At 34.7% G+C, this 18,267-nt stretch carries 13 protein-coding genes; 5 read left to right on the forward strand and 8 right to left on the reverse strand.

Annotated features, from left to right (window positions below):
* Nucleotides 1–47: 47 nt before the first annotated feature.
* The 8 genes from AB3N04_RS01000 to AB3N04_RS01035 all read right to left on the reverse strand — a co-directional run bounded on the left by AB3N04_RS01000 (nt 48) and on the right by AB3N04_RS01035 (nt 12,177).
* Nucleotides 48–1,034 carry a hypothetical protein gene (locus AB3N04_RS01000; RefSeq protein ID WP_368502705.1) on the reverse strand — a complete coding sequence of 329 codons (987 nt, stop codon included), beginning with the start codon at nt 1,032–1,034 and terminating at the stop codon, nt 48–50.
* Nucleotides 1,027–1,944, reverse strand: a complete 918-nt coding sequence (locus tag AB3N04_RS01005) for an RNA-binding protein (RefSeq protein WP_368502706.1) — start codon at nt 1,942–1,944, stop codon at nt 1,027–1,029. Before AB3N04_RS01005 ends, AB3N04_RS01000 begins: the two co-directional genes overlap by 8 nt.
* Nucleotides 1,945–2,141: 197 nt before the next feature.
* Nucleotides 2,142–2,528: a hypothetical protein gene (locus AB3N04_RS01010; RefSeq protein WP_368502707.1), complete on the reverse strand. Its 387-nt coding sequence runs from the start codon at nt 2,526–2,528 to the stop codon at nt 2,142–2,144.
* Between the two features lie 18 nt (nt 2,529–2,546).
* On the reverse strand, nt 2,547–5,498 hold the full coding sequence (locus tag AB3N04_RS01015) for a type IV secretory system conjugative DNA transfer family protein (RefSeq protein WP_368502708.1): 2,952 nt from the start codon (nt 5,496–5,498) through the stop codon (nt 2,547–2,549).
* Nucleotides 5,495–6,952 carry a hypothetical protein gene (locus AB3N04_RS01020; protein ID WP_368502709.1) on the reverse strand — a complete coding sequence of 486 codons (1,458 nt, stop codon included), beginning with the start codon at nt 6,950–6,952 and terminating at the stop codon, nt 5,495–5,497. Before AB3N04_RS01020 ends, AB3N04_RS01015 begins: the two co-directional genes overlap by 4 nt.
* 1,504 nt (nt 6,953–8,456) lie before the next feature.
* Nucleotides 8,457–9,784, reverse strand: a protein-coding gene (locus AB3N04_RS01025; RefSeq protein WP_368502710.1) for an IS3 family transposase whose coding sequence is annotated in 2 segments (ribosomal slippage) — nt 8,457–9,412 and nt 9,412–9,784 — 1,329 coding nt in all. Because the reading frame shifts where the segments join, the coding sequence is not laid out codon by codon here.
* Nucleotides 9,785–10,235: 451 nt separating this feature from the next.
* Nucleotides 10,236–10,859 carry a hypothetical protein gene (locus AB3N04_RS01030; RefSeq protein WP_368502711.1) on the reverse strand — a complete coding sequence of 208 codons (624 nt, stop codon included), beginning with the start codon at nt 10,857–10,859 and terminating at the stop codon, nt 10,236–10,238.
* Between the two features lie 118 nt (nt 10,860–10,977).
* Nucleotides 10,978–12,177 (reverse strand): hypothetical protein, encoded by a 1,200-nt coding sequence (locus AB3N04_RS01035; protein ID WP_368502712.1) that lies wholly within the window; start codon nt 12,175–12,177, stop codon nt 10,978–10,980.
* A gap of 486 nt (nt 12,178–12,663) precedes the next feature.
* On the opposite strand from AB3N04_RS01035, the gene AB3N04_RS01040 reads away from it, so the two are divergent.
* The 5 genes from AB3N04_RS01040 to AB3N04_RS01060 all read left to right on the forward strand — a co-directional run bounded on the left by AB3N04_RS01040 (nt 12,664) and on the right by AB3N04_RS01060 (nt 18,262).
* Entirely contained in the window at nt 12,664–13,572 is a 909-nt protein-coding gene (locus tag AB3N04_RS01040) for a hypothetical protein (protein WP_368502713.1), read from the forward strand.
* Nucleotides 13,573–13,823: 251 nt separating this feature from the next.
* The gene (locus AB3N04_RS01045) at nt 13,824–13,961 is read left to right on the forward strand and encodes a hypothetical protein (RefSeq protein ID WP_368502714.1); all 138 of its coding nucleotides are present in this window, start codon (nt 13,824–13,826) and stop codon (nt 13,959–13,961) included.
* Nucleotides 13,962–13,971: 10 nt separating this feature from the next.
* A complete protein-coding gene (locus tag AB3N04_RS01050; protein ID WP_368502715.1) occupies nt 13,972–15,552 on the forward strand; it encodes a coiled-coil domain-containing protein in 1,581 nt (526 codons plus the stop codon).
* A gap of 159 nt (nt 15,553–15,711) precedes the next feature.
* Nucleotides 15,712–17,139: a hypothetical protein gene (locus AB3N04_RS01055; protein WP_368502716.1), complete on the forward strand. Its 1,428-nt coding sequence runs from the start codon at nt 15,712–15,714 to the stop codon at nt 17,137–17,139.
* A 538-nt stretch (nt 17,140–17,677) separates the two neighbouring features.
* Nucleotides 17,678–18,262, forward strand: coding sequence for a hypothetical protein (locus AB3N04_RS01060; RefSeq protein ID WP_368502717.1), 585 nt, complete (start codon nt 17,678–17,680; stop codon nt 18,260–18,262).
* Nucleotides 18,263–18,267 lie beyond the last annotated feature (5 nt).

The following is an 18,267-nucleotide window of genomic DNA, read 5'->3' on the forward strand; positions in this document are numbered from 1 at the left end:
AGACTAATAAATAAAATAAAAAGTCCCAGATTTACCAACGGGACTTTTTACCTTTTAGGAGCTAGAAATGCCATTTTAACCGGTTTTAGTTTATGTTTTTCTGGAATATAGAAGGAATGTTCAATTCCAAACTTAATTAAATCTTCCTCTATACAAATCCAGATCATAAACTTCACGTTAAATAAGGCTAATTCTTCCACTATATGCTCTGCTAATGATCTCGTAGAGACATACACAACGACAATCGTTCTAAGCTCTTCCGTATTGGCAACAGGTAGAGTACCGTTATTATCTTCTATTAATTCACCCCACTGATTAATACGTTTAGTAAGGTGTGTAAGGTACTTTTTCCCTTGATGCACTCTTTCAAACACAAATTTCATATCTCCGTTAGGAGTAGATAAAACAGCTGTACCAAATGGGCGAGAGATTTTCGTGTTATTTGCTACTAACCCATTCCAAACCCACTTCCGGAGCGTTCGAGACTCGTAAATTTGACACCTTAACTCATTTGCTGCGATGTAGCGTTGTATCGTATGTATACCTAGACGGTCCCATAACATGCTATCCATAAAGAATTGTTCTTTGTAAAAATGTTTTAAAAGTATAAACCCTGACATACCTAATGTAATAGGAGCACTTAAGTTAGGATATACATGTTCACTTACATCTGAACGTAAATGCCAACGATCTAAAAATCCCTTTTCACGCAACCGGTTTATATGATTGCTAACCTCCGTGCGTGTTAAGTTTTTTGTAAGGAAGAATCGTTTAATCTGTTCCTCGTTTGTAGCTATTCCATCCCCCACAACTTTCATAATGGTAAAGGCTTCTTCATTAATAAAACCAGTCTTCATTTTATCGTAGATGGGAACAATATGAGTCATTGGTTTATAGTGCGGAGGGAAATTAATCCCTCCGACTACAGTTGGATCATCCCAAAATGAAAGCAATTCTTCATCCGTTACAAAGAGGGGCTTTTGCTCGTCTTCCTGAAGCGTTACTTCATCTGCTGATCCCTTTTGGTTACTCATACAAAAATGCACCTACATCATGAACTTTCTTCTTCCCTTGCGGATACCCAATAATAACCCCCCGTCCAAAGAGACGTTCTAAATCAACTGATTGGATACGTACTTGAACGATGTCATCTAAGATTGGGTCTTCAATATGTTTTGGTTTAGTCCCTTTAATAATGACACCCTTATCTAATGTAATGAAGATACCATGCTCTGGATGAACATCACTTACACGTCCTACTACTGCTTGTGCTTTTTCGAGCTCCTTTAATGTTTCAGCTGGATCTTTCATCGTTTCTTTGCGGGATACATGTACTTGATTTGACTCCTTATTAAAGCGAATGACTTTCACTTCAATAGGTGTATTACGCTCTACAAGATCTTGAACTGGACTTAAACGGCCATAGTCCCAATCACTACGTTTCATGAAGCAAGTTTCGCCTTCCACTTTCACGAAAATTGTTTGAGTTGTTGGATTCGTCCCTACGACTACACCTTGATACTTCTTGCTTGTTAATTCTTCTGTTTTTTCAAGGGATTCAATTTCTTTCCAAAACCTTTCTCTTTTAAGTGAATCGGCTGCCTTCACAGAAACAACAGCATAATTACGCTCTTGACCTTCTTCATCCACTACATTTGTAGCAATTTCTTTCACTAAGAATTCTTGCTGTGTACCAGTAAAGCCTACAAGTGAGCGATACTGGTGCTCAGAGAACTCACGTTGTGGGCAAAGCCCTGTAAATCCACCTGGAAAATGGAATACAACGCATTCCTCTTCAACAAACTCTACTCTTCCATTTGGTTGCGGTACTGGCATACGATAAAGACCAACTGAACGGACAATTTCTTTTACTGGTGTCCGATAGCGCCTTGCTGCAGATAACATTTCATGTGTTTGATCAAACTCTTTTTGGCTAATACTCATAGGATAATCCCTCCATGTTTTAATTAGTAATTTATGAAAAAGAATGAATTAATGATGAAGCTAGATTTACTTGGCACCTCCTACGCAAAAAGACCCCCGAACAAGCCCTGCTACAATAGCAGAACTCACTCGGGGGCCTCCCTCTAGTGATATGTTTAATTTTCTTAATCGTAAACGATCATTAAGAAGTTGTCAATTTAAGTTATGACTCTTTTACTAGTTCTAAGTGCCGACTTAAGTGTATGGTAAAGGATAAACACTCCTAAACCACTACTAACTATAGAGAATAATGGATGCATTGGATAGAAGAAGAGCATTAACATCCCTATAAACCCAATAGGCGTAGGTAAAGAATAGACAAATACTTTACAATGACCAAGAATGGTCCTTGGTACATTGATTACATACACTCCAAGAATCGTTATCAATACCCCGATCACGTAGAAAGGAAAGAATGTTTGTATAAACGAGATAAACGTTTCTCCTTCTGAAGCTTCGATATAGTCAGGTAACGCAACATACCATCCAGTGGCTATCATAATCAAGACGGATAGAATGCACATTAATTTCATGTTTTTGCTCAAGCTCTCTTCCCCCATATCCTATTCATTGTGATGTAAGCTTCTTGCTTCTTTAAGCAGAGACTCCCCTTTAGCAGTAGGTTTACTAATCCTCGCATATTGTGTTTGTTTCCGCTGTCTTCCTTGCCTTTGCTCTTCTTCGTAATCAGTTTCCTTCTTTAATTGTTCACGCCTTCTTTTTAATGCTTCTTCTTGGTCTTCTTCATAACCACCTTCTACCTGCTGGTTTACACTAGAAGAACCATAATCACCTACTGCAAAAGAAAAATCTAACGCATCCTCGTTATCAGTTCTCTGATCCCCTTCATCTTGCGATTCTTCATTAGGATCTTCTGGTTTAGAAGGAGATTGATCTTCATCTTCATCCTCATCTTCATCTGTTAACGCTTTAGGTATGGTCCCTTCTACTTCCGTAAAGTCTCTCGGCACTTCTTGTACATTCGAAGTTTCTTCCTCAAACATACTTTGATCCAAAATGTGATCGTCCGTTATAGGAAATACGACTACATTCTCATCGTTATGTGTATCGTTTTCTTTAAAAGGAATGGTAGTTGGAGTTGAATTATCAAAGTAACGATGTTCTTTAATAACAAAATCGTCTTCTTTTTCCGTCTCCTGCTTGTCATTCTCCTTATCTTCTAACTCGGCTTGCTTAATTTCATCTTCTGAAATGCCTTCTTCTACCTTGATAAAGGTATCTTCTAAGTTTGATTGTCTTATTTTATACCAATAATCGGCAGCTTCATCGTCTACAATATATTTAGAATTGATAAATTCTTCCTTGGGTACAAAATTAGCTTCTATCTGTCTAACTGTAATCGGCTTATTGTCCTCAACTAGTTTGACCGCACACTGAAATTCCTTTTGATAGATGATATCGGATGGAGACATTATGGGACGTTCTTCTTTTGCATATGAGTAGCCCATCCTTCTGCTAGGGTCATCCTGCAAGGCCGAAACCGTTTGCTCTGTTTCCGATTCGGTATATACTTCCTCTGTACCAAAGATCGCACTAAAAATCTCTGCATCCTTGGGTGACACATCACCATAAACAAATTTATTACGAAGAGTAGAAAGAAGAGTATGCATATAGTCTTCTCTATACTTTCGCGAAAGCTGCGCCAAGGTTTGTCCAACTACAGTGACTATTGCTTTATATTTACGAGATTGAGCTGGGAAACTGGCGAAACTCTCATACTGGTAATCAGGGAATTCATCGACAAGTATATGATGGTAGGGTGATATATTCGGTTTCCGTCTGAAAACGGCATTCTGCAAGCTTAATAATATAAATTTACCAAATACGTCTGATAGATTGGATAAGCTGCCTTTGCTCGTATTGACTAAAAGAATTCCTCCGTACTCTAAATGCTTATCAAAATCAAAATCTGATTTCCCAAACAGAACTCTTCGAATTTCAATGTTTGCTGAGATATCGTTTAGGATATTACGAAGCCCTACTACATGCTCCTCTTTTTTATCAATGACTAGCGGTTCACCATAATAAGGACTGTTTTTATCTTTATTAGTAATCGTACGCTCATTGTCGCCTCTTCCAGATGTCATTATTTCTAATGTTTGATCAAACCATTCATCAATGCCCTTTATTATGCTGTATTCATTTTTTTGATCTCTTGTTTCTAATGAGTCTCTGTTAATCTTCTTAATTTTACGCTTTAGCTTTTGGTGCATGTTTGCTACCAATTGCGTTTCATTGTACATATTAATTAAATCATCAAACATCGGGTCTATTTCATCATCATGTAACATTAAGAGGTAGATATAGTGCTTTAAATGGACTCTCTGCGATTGAGCAAAAAAGAATTCGACGTTTTCTCCAATCCCCTCAATAACCATCGTGAACATTTCGGCCACCTTATCAACCGGTGCATTAAATAAGTTGATAGATGGTGTATCGGGGTTGGTAGGATCTAGATAGAAAACAACTTCCTCTGGTATGCCATGAGCTTTTACCAATTGATATACTTTTTGGCAAAGATCATTTGATGGCTCAATAATGGAGATTCCATTAAGCAATTGCCCTTTTACATCTTCGCTGTGATAATCCTTCCTACTATAATACTCTTTATAGTTATTAATCATTTTCGTCATGTGGTGTAGATCCTGATTAACCATAGGCAAGACCAATGCTGCTGTTTTACCCGTACCAATCGATCCTATAATAGCCGAATTTAAAGTACGATCTTTCCCTTTTAGCCTAACCATTTCCTTTGAATCTGAATCAGGCCCCAAGTCAACATCAGGTGGATGCAACATCGTTTCATATTTCCCTTCGAAGATGTTATCTTTTTGCCACCCTTTCTTGTACTCCCATGTTTTAAATAACTCAACTACTTCTTTCCAATGAGTATTCGCTATTGAGAACAATACCAGGCTAATCATAAAGGTAAGGATTAACGGAAGAATAAAGATGAAATTAATGGTGTATTGTATATTAGCGAAAAGAGACTCATATACGATCGGGTTATCAATCGAAATACGGTCCACTCTTTCCCCCAGATATGGAAGTACACCTCTATGCAATGCCATAGTCACCATAAATAAGTAATTACTCAGGATGGCTATGAGCATAGTAATAAACAATCTCATACGAAAATTAAATTCTGCATTCTTCAGATATTCACGCGGGTTTGAGTTAGTAGATAGCTTTTTACTCAACCACTGGATTTGCTTCTGAGGAAACTTTTCTAGATCGGATTGCTCTACAGGAAAACGGGTAGCCATTGCCCAGGTCCATAATGTAAATGGCAGCAGTATCGCAAAATAACCAGTAAAAACAAATGGATGATACCCAATGGTTAGGAATTCAAATAGGCTAGTCCAAACATTTGTATCTCTCGTAAATTGATTCACATAAAGCATGATAAATAGGAGTAATCCAGTAATCGCTATTATAGATACTAGAACTCTTGCAATCTTATTAAATGTTTTTGTCTCATACCACCTGATCAAACAAATGGCACCTCCTTCAACTCCCTATTGTAAATCTTATAATCTCCTTCCACATTCGATAAATCTTCTACAGAAGTAAGGTACACTCGTTCATGCAAAGGAAGACTATTTACCATTCCATCACATTTAATAGAGTCGTGAGAATTATAAATTGCATACACTTCCACATTTAAACGGCTATCTTGAATTAGTTCATTAATCTTTTTTAACCTCACGTAATCTTGAACACTCCCCTCCTGCATATATAAGGCAACGATATATGAGAAGTTTCCCGCTTGGGATACCCTCTTGAGAAGCAACTCATAATCAGCATCAACTAACTCTTCCTCTATTTCCTTCCTCTGATCAAATTCAAATTGAAGGTCAGATTTTACAAAGGACAAAAACTTCATGTTAGAAAACAACTCTCGAAGAAACCCAACCTTTTGATGCTGACTTCTTATACCTGAGACATTGTAATTATGTTCTTGAAAGACTTCACTAGAACGTTTAAGAGGTAGAATAAATAAATCAACTAGACCTTTGAGGACAATTGGATGATCTGATAAATTTCTTTTTATATTGCGTATACGTGTCACTTTATTAGTTACATTTACAGCTCTTGCCGTTTCATCTGCACATATAAAGTAAACAGAGTGCTCAAATTTGTTATAAGGAGCTTCCTTAATCATTAAATTGTATCCATCTAACTTCTCTCTAATTCTACCTAGATTCTCTGTACCGACATCAATCTCGATATTGATAATGCGCTCATTTAATCTCAATATCCAATCGGGTATGATAAATATCTCATCAGACTCCATGCCCCCTTCTAAATGTCTTGTATATGGATGGAGGTACGGGTTGATACACTGGAGGTCTAAGTAAATGTAGTCTTTTAAGTGTTCAACCCTCCTAACATTAACAGGGTACATATGTTCGCCTTCCTCTAAAGTCTCTAATGAGGCTTCTTCCCAGCTTTCAAAAAGAAACCAATAAGGAGATAGTTCAGCAGTCTTAATTAAAACCCCCTTCCCCTCTAATGTTAGCCCTGCCCTTTGATAAGCTGCACCTATCATTTTTGAAACAGCATCTAACATTGTAAGACGGTGAAGTGCTAGAGTTGGAGGTTGTTGAGATGGAAATTGTGTGGATTCAACTATTTCTAAATCCTCACTCAACACTTCATACCCTTTCTCACTAAGTGAAGACATAGTAAGTCTAAACTGGGGTCTATTACTGTTAATGATTCTCACTTTACAGTACGTACGTTCGCCATACCTCTTCAAACGCATAGTAAAAGTAGTCAAGTTTATCTCTCCATCTGGATCAAGAATATTCTTCAAATGAACAGAACCCACTTCTCTAAAAGCATTCATTATTAAAAAACTATAAATATCTGCTTCGCTAAGTACAGCCCCTTTCCACCACCTAGATACTTTAGTTCTTTTATCTATTTTCATAAGTGATTTCACTTCAGCACTCCTTTCTATTCATATTTCAATATCTCCCTACACCACACCAACAGCCTTTAAAAACCTATATTTTAAGCAGAACAAAAAAAATCTCGCTAAATACACTCCTAATATGGAGGTACATAGCGAGATCTTCGTCTTATGTAATCTTATTTAATATTCTATTGTTCACTTAATCTATATAGGTTACTTACAACTTATAAAAGACCGTCCTAAAGAGGAAGATAACGTCCGACTTACTTTGTTCATTTTACTATCTTTATATTGGTGATTCAAGCTATTAATTTTTGAAACATTGCATACAAATGTATATTTATGTAACTGCTAATAATTAAACAACTCTTTTAAGGCATTAAATAATTTTTATATTGACCTCTAAATTATTGTTTTTTGGAGACAGATTGATCGATTCTTAAATTACGGAAATATATTTAAAGTGAGTAAAAAAATATAAATATATTAGGTATTAGTCTCGATTTCAACACTATAATCCGAGCTGACGAAACAATTGCTATACACCACTTATTTCGCTTTTCATGGTCATGATGCCAATTCATCAGCATGTTTCACAGGCATGTATACCTTTATGCTTGTGAAGCACCCTTGTGAAGCACCCTTGTGAATTGGAAAAGGAGAATAGAGCTTTATTACAGACTTCCCCTATGCATAAATTAGTTAATATCTATTCATCACATCACTCTTTAGAATTACATTGTGAGAGCGGTTCTTAGCATTAAGAGTGCTAAATAAGCTATCATATATTCCTAATAGCAGCCAGTAAATCTACCTATCAACTCACCCTCCTGATAGCGATGAGTTTTTTAAATAAAAAATTTCGCTTAATATATCTATATATCTGTATATACATAAATAATATTAACGTATATACAAATATGTTTAAAAAAAGATATTGTTTATATATACGTTTATTTATATAAGTGGTTGCCGAATAATGCATGCTTTAAAATCACAAAAAAGACTGTAGCCATTTTGTATATCTGCCTACAGTCACATTTTCATCCTACTAATAAACTCTCTATCCCTTATATTTTATTCCATTTCATTCTATTAAAGGGGTGTGCCTACAATATTTCAATACAGCTTACACATGATTAACTGCGTTGACAGCAACATCTATTACAATTCGAACATTTCACCCAATAACATCTAATACATACAGTCGAATCAGTAATGCTTTTGGTCCTTTCATCAACTTCATATAAAAGTCCAATGCCTTTTTACATTACCAACAATGATGGCTACGAAACCTAAATTCATCTTTAGCTTGTTGAATACTTAGATTAAGCATGTAGGCATCATTTTCAGCTTTTCTTGCTTTGGCTTCGAGAGTTTTAACTTCTTTCGTGTTCTCTCTTCCCATTTTATACCCTTTATCAACGTCGTAAAAAATCCAATACCATGATGAACAGCCCCTATTCAAAAAATAAAAGTGCACAAATCTTTGAACTGTACCCCATAAAATGGACAGTTAATAAAAAGAGACTTAAGCAGCTAGTAAATGACTCCGGTATTGAGCCGGGGTCATTTTCATTAATCCCCATTGGTAACGATGCTGATTGTAATCTTTTATATATTCATTCACTTCGTGCTTTAATTGAGTAAGAGTTTCGCAGCTCTTATACATGACATGATCTTTAAATTGACCAAAGAATGATTCCATTGGAGAGTTGTCCCAACAGTTTCCCTTTCTAGACATAGACTGACGGATTCCTAATTGCTTCACTTTTTCCTGAAACATTGGGTTGGTATAGTGGAATCCTTGGTCAGAGTGAAGAATAGCCTCTGGGTGGAATTGAACAGTGGCTTCTACAAGCTTATCTAATGTTTGATAAACTAACTCCATCTCTAACGAATTATAAACATGATAAGCCACGATCTCTTTCGTTGAACCATCTTTAACACAAGATAAATAAGCCTTCTGACTTCTGCCATAATAAAGATAAGTGATATCCGTTAATAACACCTTACCAGGCTCCTGTTGGTCAAATTGACGATCTAGTAAATTCGGACAAGTGCGGTGCTCTTGAGTGGCTTTAAGCATTTTTCGATAAGGATTTGCTTGTCTTATTTTTGCTCTCAGGCCAAACTTCTTCATTAACCTTCTGATCTTCTTGTGATTCATAATGACAAAATAATCATTTTCCAAAATCATTTTAATCTGAAGAGCGCCTACTTTTTCTTTCTTATGATTAAATATCCTCTTAATAAGTTCTATTTCTAGCTCATCTGATTCTTCTCGTTTTTGGCGAGTCTCCGTTGCTTGTATCCAGGTGTAATATCCACTTCTACTTACGTTAGCTAAGGTACATAGGTAAGACACTTCACCTTTTAATTGATAAACTCTTATGGTTCTTTCAATGAGTTGAAACTTCTCTGATGCCGTTAATGTTTCCTTTTCAACGCCTGCCTCTCTAGTTCTTCTAACTTTTTTAAGAAATCATTTTCAGCTTCTAAAAATTTAATTCTAGCTTCAGCTTTTTTCAATTTCTCTTCAGCGGACAGCACTTTAGAAGAAGGTCGGCCCGAACTTCCTTTTCCTCTACGCTCTGACTCCAATCCGACTTCTCCAAATTTTTCATAGGTATCACGCCAACGTTTCAGACTGCGTTTAGGTTGACCCTTTCCAATGACATCTAAGTTAAATCCATTCTCAATAAAGATCTGAGAAGGGGTTTTACCTTCATAATACTCTTTGACAGCCTTCATCTTGAAAGCTGAATGATAGGAAATAGATCGATCGGATACACGGGCAACGTTGGGGTTTTTCTCAATTTCTTTCATTTGATGCTCAGTATAGAAATTTTTACTCATAAAGATTCTCCGTTCAAAATTAATGTTTTTATTATAAACGGGTTTTTCTTCTAAAGACATGAAAAAACCCGAATAAGAGGCACTTTTTTATAAGTGTCCATTATTCGGGTTATAGTTCACTTTCTTGATTCAGCGTTAGGATCAAAACTTTTTGTAGGTGGAACATCTTTAATATAACTTTGTTTAAATTTAGTGCTATGTCCGTCAATTTATAAACCAGGAGTTATTATCCATGAAATCACCAAAGTATACGTGATCGCTATTTAAAGTATTTACACCACTTTAATTTACCACCAATTACTACAAATTTTGATATCTCACATAAATCAAACCCTGTATTTATACAGGGTTTGCAAATCGTTTTATATGGAATTTTATATCATCATCCCGTCGCCACATTACCGATTATTCTATTGTTATTAATTGATTGAACATCAATCAGTGCAATTAATTAACTCCATTGATTAATATCAATATGGCCTCTCTTTACTTTTTTCTTCTTCGTTGTATCTTCATTCACTTCTTCCTTATTACGCACTTTATCCTCTTCAATCACTTTTCTTTCGGGATCAAATTCAACCCCATTTATATTGTTCTCATGAGGTAGCTTAATGATATCCACTTCAACAGCTTCATAACTTTCATCGTTGGAGAATGGTGCAACTGCTTCCTCCAATTCGCGCTCACTGGCACTTTCTACTGGTGGACTCATAGATCTAGTCTCTTTTTCGGGAAGAACCTCTGATACATGAGTTGTTTCAGTCTTAGTTTCAAGCGACTCATCTTGATTAGCAATGACCGGCTTTATATTGCCCTCGTTAAAATCTTCATTATTGCGCGCATAAACTGTTTCGATAGGACGTATTATTTCATTTTGAGTTGTATATTGTCTATTAACTGATTGGCGCTGGGTCACACTTCCTATTGCTGCTTTGTTTATTATGTCATCATTGACATCCCTTAAACCATTCTCGGCTACATCCCTCTCGATTAACTGCCTAAGAGATTCACTAATATTAGATTGCGAATTGATCCAATCCATAATGAAATTCGGCTCATTTTTCTTAGTTCGCATTATAACTGGCTCTCCACGCTTTTTGAGCTTCTTTTTCCTCGAACTCATCCTCTACACCTTCCTTCAACTTGCCATCATTAAAAGATGGGCGCAACGCTATAGTTGCACCCTTTTTTAATTATTTATTTGCTAACTCCTTCTCCTTCAATTGCGGAAACACCGTTTGTAAAAAGATATTAAGTCCTTCTACATTCATCAGCGGCGCATATTGTTCAGGAATCCATAGAAGTTTAGCCGGTACATCTGCACGATCACATAGCTTTTTAAGTGGTTTATAAAGCTGGTCTTTCATTAGTATAGAGCCACCTCCATACACGCAGATTACATCTACTTCGTTAGAAGCCTTCTTCAGTTCATCTACAATGTGGTCATGTATCGACTTTACCTCAGAACGCATTGATTGCTTAATAAGTCTTACTGCTTTCTCATGGTATGGATGGCCCTCTTCTTTAACATAGTCAATAAATTGTTGGCGAGAAATATTCATATTACTGACTTCCTGTTTAAATAGATCAATAGCTTTATTAATAGAATGTCCAATACCTGTAGAAATTCCATTTACAAAGTCTCTATCATACTCGTAACCAATTGTTAGAGGTGTGTCGCATGTACCATCACCAATATCAACATGTTTAATTCTCTTATCTTGGAAGTATTCACCATCGACATTCAAGTCATACTCTCTCTTAAATTCATCAAAGATATTATCGTTTCTATAATTGCCTTCTTGATCTTCTATTAAGTTGAACAGGACTGGCGTCCCTTCTGGAATCACCTTCACGTAAGTGAAATTAACAGTCACACGCACTTTGTGATGCCCTAGATATACAATCACCGTATGCAAACCGTCCATAAAACGCTTTGAGAAGATACTAGATGTTTCTCTAGACCATTGGTTAACCGGTAAAGCCGTAGCCATATCTACGTTCAAATTAATCTCTTTTGGTAATTTATTTGACTCTTTATAAGTATCTTGAACAGCTATTCCCGCTAACAACCCTAATGTATTAATGATCGGTAAGTCACTTTCATACTTGTTCTCACTATCAACACTCATTGAATGAGCTGTGTATTTGCTTTTAATCGCTTTCCTACCAATGAAATAATGACCGCCAAAATCAATGCTATCTGATTGGATATCAACTTCTAATTCATTTAACAGGTTTGGTATCAACGTCTCAGGTTCACTATTGTCTTCAAATGAAGGTTTTTCTGGCATTGCATATGTATTTGGTTGTCTATATAAAACCCCATTTACCTTCACAGCTTGTTCGTTATTCCCGTTATCATTTGCTACATTTATGTTCATCACTATCATAAAATTCACTCTCCTATATAAAAATGTATATACTTTTTTATTAACTATTATAAGTATACACCAAATTCGTTCTATTGTCCAAAATCATGTACATTATTGACTACAATCATTTATATGTTTAAATACACTTTTGTATATACATTTATTTATATATGTGTACTTTAGTCAACTAATCCAAACTAATCATAGCGTTACCACCGGTAGCCGGAGATAACTATAACGCTAGCACCACTAATCCAAACTAACTTAACCGCCACTTCGCGCAATCTTCCGCTTTAATTGAATTACTTTGGATTACACCGACATTAATATGTTAGTTAGCGCTACTTAATTATTACGTTTAATTCAATTAGCAGCTGTAGCGCTAGCGTTAAATTAAATTAACCATACTAACGGAACGCTAAAACCCTTGATTACAAAAGATTTAGTATATATTATAGTAATCAGCGGAAAGTAACGATTAAATATTAGAAGGGGTGATAGAAAGTGAGCATAAATACAATAGATATTCTCGAATCAGAATTTATGGATGATCCACTCAAGAGACAATTAGAGTTTTTTGATTTAACAGCTAATAAGCTCTTACCGGATTTTTTAAATGACTTACATCCAGAAGCTACATATTCAACAACAGAATCAGCAGCATTTTTACAAAAAAACGATTCTACATTGAGAAACTACTTAAGAAATGAAAATCTCATGAAATATATTAAACCTGTTAGAAGTGGTAGATTTTATAGGTTAAATTATAAGAGTATATTCAGATTACACATGATCCTTTTATATCTCGATCAGGGTAAAACCATTTCGGATGTTGAAGTCCTTCTTGGATATCGCTCCGAAACCATGGAATACGATTCAGTTAATCCAAATAGGGGACTTAAAAATTTTGATAATGAAATTCTAGGACAAATTTTAAAAACCACAAATCAAAGGATACAAATACTCGAACAAGATAATTCATTGACTTATAAGAAGAGGGAATATGATCAACTTGAAAATAGGTTAGAGAAAAAAAGAATGGACGTAGAACTCATTGACCATAAAATTTCTTTGTTGCGTGTGGAAGCAAGAAACCAGCAGTTATTAACACACACTCTTAAAAAAGCAACTAATCGTCCAAAACCTAGCTTTCTTCAAAGCTTATTAGGTAAACATGAAGAGGTAGATGTAGAAGTAATATTTAACGAGAGTGTGAAAGAACTCCAAGATTATACGAATCCTAAGATAAAAGAATTAGAAGTTCTAAAAGAAAATACTGAAGAAGATATATTAAAAGTAGAAAAAGAATTAGAAGAGAAAAAGGTTGCTTTAGATAGTGCCGAACATAAATTAATTGAAAAAAAGAAAATACTTTTACAAGAAGGACAAGACGATCATACTAGTTCTACCTAAAAGATGAAATATAATAAGTGACTTATATGGCCACTACACATTGTATAAAGTCAATGTCTAGTGGTTGTTTTTTTGAATTTAACGTAATATTTGTATGCTCTATATGATCTTGAACATAACTAATGTTGAAATTATTGCTAAACACTATATAATAGTATTCAAGTCAATATAAACGGGAAGCCCCCTCATTTTGAAATAGGATATCTATGCCTATTTTTAGTGAGGGGGCTTATTTTTGTAAAGGAGGAATTATGAGTATAGCACCACGTACATTTATTACCGCACTTATTGTTGTTGCTTCACTCGTTATTTTTATCATTGTTAGCAGTACAAGTACTATTCATATGACTCCTATTTTGCCTGAGTCGAAACAAGAATCTATCATGTGAGGAGGGGATTGTGATAATAATCAAACCAAAGATTTTATTGGCTATTGGAAATGAAAAGTATAGTGATTTGGTTAAGGGACGCTTAGAACCAGATTTTGATTGTATCGAACAATATGTTTATCACCATAAATATATTCATGAATCCATCGATCAGTTCAAGCCAAACATTGTAATATTTCATGAAAAGTATCTAAAAAGTGAAGCTTCCAATGAGAATGAGAGCTTTAAACTTTGGAGTGACACCATTGAAATTATTCGTAAAAGAGATGATGATATTCGGATCATAATGCTTTGTGAGAGACCACAAGGTCATCCATTTCTTAAGTTGCTCATCACCCTAAATGTACTTGATATTTTCAATGAACGAGTGATTGATTTAACAAAGGTTAAGGAACAGTTACAAGAAAAGCCTCGTTACAAAAATGTTTCTAATCTTAAGCTGGACTCTTCACAAGATATTATGGAGAGTACGAATGAAGAAATCGAAGATCTGCAAGCTCAATTGGATGCTGCTGAAACAGTTGAAGAAAAAGCTAGGATCAATAAAGAAATAGAACAAAAAACCAATGAATTACGCTCTTTAGTAGAAAACTTAAATAAAAAATACTCGTTCATTAATTTGAAAGAGTTAAACAAACAAGAAGAGGCTAAAGAGAAAAAGGAAAAAAAAGAGAAAGAAAAAAAAGAAAAGAAAGTCATTGAAAAACACATCGTAAAACAAGAAATCAAATTTCAAGCGCAACAAACGATTACAGAAATTGTAGGAGTCATGGTTAAACCTAAAGTGATTCTGGTCGGTGGGGTAGATAGAAGGGTTGGAACAACTTTTTTTAGCCATTTGTTAGCAGCTGCTATAAATAAGTACGATGTGGAAGTAGGTTATATCGAAAACCCTTATTCAGAAGCTTATACCTATGATCGTTACTTTGGAGAAGAAAATGCTCCTAAGTATGTGAGTTCTTACTCTAAACGCAATATTAATGTTTCTAAGAGAAACGAAGTATTTTTTGATGAAGAATTAGAATTTGTTTGGAAGACTGACTCAATTAACTGGATTGTTCGTAACCCAACTAAAGAGGAAAAATATGTTGAAGAACAATTAACCAGTCTTGATTTTGCAAAAACGTTACTATACCTCCATACACCTATCAAGATAATAGACATTGGTAGTGACTGGGATAGAGAGGCATTCAAGGACTTGTATGATTTAGCCGATCATATATATGTAGTTTCTGATATGGATTTAGTTACATTTGATCGATTCTTCTCAAACAATGAAAGGTTAGATCTGTTAGAAAGCTTCAACGAGCGTGTCAATGTTGTATTTAATAAAACTACAAAAAAATTGGAGCAAAGCAATGCATTTGCAACAGACTTTCCCTTTTATTATACATATATACCAGAGGTAAACTCAGATGATGTCTACTCTTCTCAACAAAAAGGAGAGCTAGTTACAAATAATAGGATGGTTAACAAGATGATGAAACCTAGGTTACAATCAATCATAGAGAATATTCTACCTAAAGAATTGATTAAGAAGAAAAGCACAAAGCGGAGTTTATTACCGAAGCTAAAAATTGAAAAAGCTTAAAAAAAGACAAAAAAAAGATTGACTGTTTGGCCACAGTCAATCAACTCTCGATTAGGTAACTTAGTACAAAAGGAAAATCCAAAGGACTAAACCACCAATAACTTATAACCTTATTGTACTAAGTTGCTCCGAGAAAATCAACAAAAAGGAGCACTTTTAATGTTAAAAAAAGAAGTTTTTTCACCAGCAATTCTACAAAATTTAACCCCTACAAGTATGAAACTAATTCCACATCTAGCTAGATATACTGACCATGATGGGGTTGTACATATGGAAATGTTCAAACGACAATTTTCTCTAAAATACTCTAAATTCTCGGAAGCTATAGGAAACTTGATAGAAAATAAGATTCTACATTCTGAAGAAAATACAGTCACCTTTTTATACGCATATTCATATAAAAATGACTTAAGTTATCGTTACATTAATAGTTATGAATTTATGTCTTTCGCTAGCATTTTTGACATGTCAAAAAGACCACTCATGTTACTTTTTCACCTACTTCAACTGAAGAAACCGGGGACATACCACTTAACTGCCTTCGAAAATCTGTATCAAACATCTTTTAACCAAGCTAAAGATGTTCTTTTTGAAAATCATAATGAAGCCTATAAAGCTCTTGCGGTCCTTCTTAAAAATCGATTGATTACAATCCGCATTGCTAGAGGTAAGAACGCCCTGAGTGGTGAATCAGCAACTGACCTAACAACACTTAAAGAATACCTTGGATACTCTCTACATTCGAAAAAGAAAGCTAGGACTTCTTTTGGAAAGAGACACGTCTTATCCATTGCAGTAAACCCTAAACTAATTGGAAAATCATCTATACTTAAAAATGTAAGCTCCTATGTTGAGCTAGAGCATTTATGCGAAGAATACAATCTAGACTTTAGCCAATTCAAAGGTAGTAATAATGATCAAGAAAACATGCAAGTCCGCTACTTGATCGGTCTTAAAAATGAGCTGTTTCAGGAATTTGGTGTACCTGGTGTCACTTTATATAGGGAAGCATTAACGAATTATTTTAGAGATCATCATCACTCAATTGAGTGGTACATGAAAAAAGATAATGTCGTTGATTTCTTTAAAAATATTTACGTGTTACCAAAACTTCAAAAACATATCTTGGCAGCCATTGAAGGTTGTTTGAATGGCACTCGTCAAAATGAGTATTTAACAAAAGCTACAAAACTCCTTTTAAAACATGGAAATGATTCTACGTTGATTGAGACTGATATTAAAATACAGGAGTCTGTGCAGGCACATGGTCTGGATGATGGTAAATCCTATGATGTATTAGGTAGTATTCATACTGAGTGGTTACATATCCAAAGAAGAGTAGGAGAAGCATACCGCCATATTATCAATCGTGCATTTACGGATGATAATATGCTCTTTAATAATGATCTCATTCGATCTGTAAGGAAATTAGTGTTGGCAGAAAGATATATTGACGATAGTACCATTAAAAAGTGGGGACAACATTTGCGTCTATCTATTAAACCATTAGAAAGAAAGCACAAAGTTGCTGACCAGAAACTTGCCTATACACCTGCTGTAGATAGCATGTTTAAAATCGGAAGATAATTTTAAAACCTTTGTATAGATAAAAGCTTGCAAAAAATAACATTTTGCAGGTTTATTTAGGTTGAAGATTAAATATATTGTATACGCAATAATAAAATTATCTACCTACCATTCTTAAAACTATTTCAACAAACAACGAAATACCCCTTTTTTTTACTCTGTTTTTGGTGATATAAGGAATTGACCTTTGATTATATGCTGCTACATACTAAATATAATAAATCGACATTTAATATATAATTCCTCTTTATTTTTACTGATTTTTCAGTCATTTAATCAAACATCTATTCTATTAATCATTTTTATACTCTATTTATTAATAGCGTCCCTAGTTAATATTATCTTTAAATGGTTTCTTGAAACTTCATCCTAAATAGGAATTAGATATAGAAAAGAAAAATTTCTTATAATACTTTTTCAAAAAAACTCGATTAATAGTTACTTAGTATGATATGATTTTTAAAAAGGGAAACCCCCAAGTAGGTCTAAATAGGCCTATTTGGGGGTTTTTTTGTACGATGGGGGGTGAAGTAAGATCTTGCATAATAAGCTCCAAAACCAATTTCTCTATGAAGTTATCATCGCTTCACTCATAGCTAAAGGTGAGATTGTCTACAATAGAGAGAGAAAATATCTACTTAAAACAACGATTTCAAGAGAGAAGCATGATTATTTTTTAAGTTTACTAAACTTGAATCATATTAATAAATCTATCTATTTTGATACGGTCGATGGAACATTAGTTATTGCACATCCATCAATGGAGAGCATCTATAACAAGTGGTATAAAAATGGAGAAAAAATCTTCTCTACTCGGTTAGAACATACAAGACTGAATTTATCTATTATCTTACTTATGTTTAATCTATATGCTGAAAAACAAAAGTACAATATTAGCATTGAGACGACCGTCTCTTACCAACAATTACGGACATTACTTTATTGTATCCAATTTCATTTAAACACACCTCTCGATGTAGTGGAGAAGCACCCTAAGATTAAAGTAAGTAATACAATTCAGCTGTATCAAGAGCTTTGTAGGGATGCTCCTATCATTCATAAATCATTCTTTCTAAAAAGTTACATGGCAGCAAAAGAATTAAGTCTAGAATTAAAAAAGTGAGGGGA

Origin of the sequence: Alkalihalophilus sp. As8PL (genome assembly GCF_040939795.1) — a bacterium.
Classification (GTDB): domain Bacteria; phylum Bacillota; class Bacilli; order Bacillales; family Bacillaceae_D; genus Alkalihalophilus; species Alkalihalophilus lindianensis.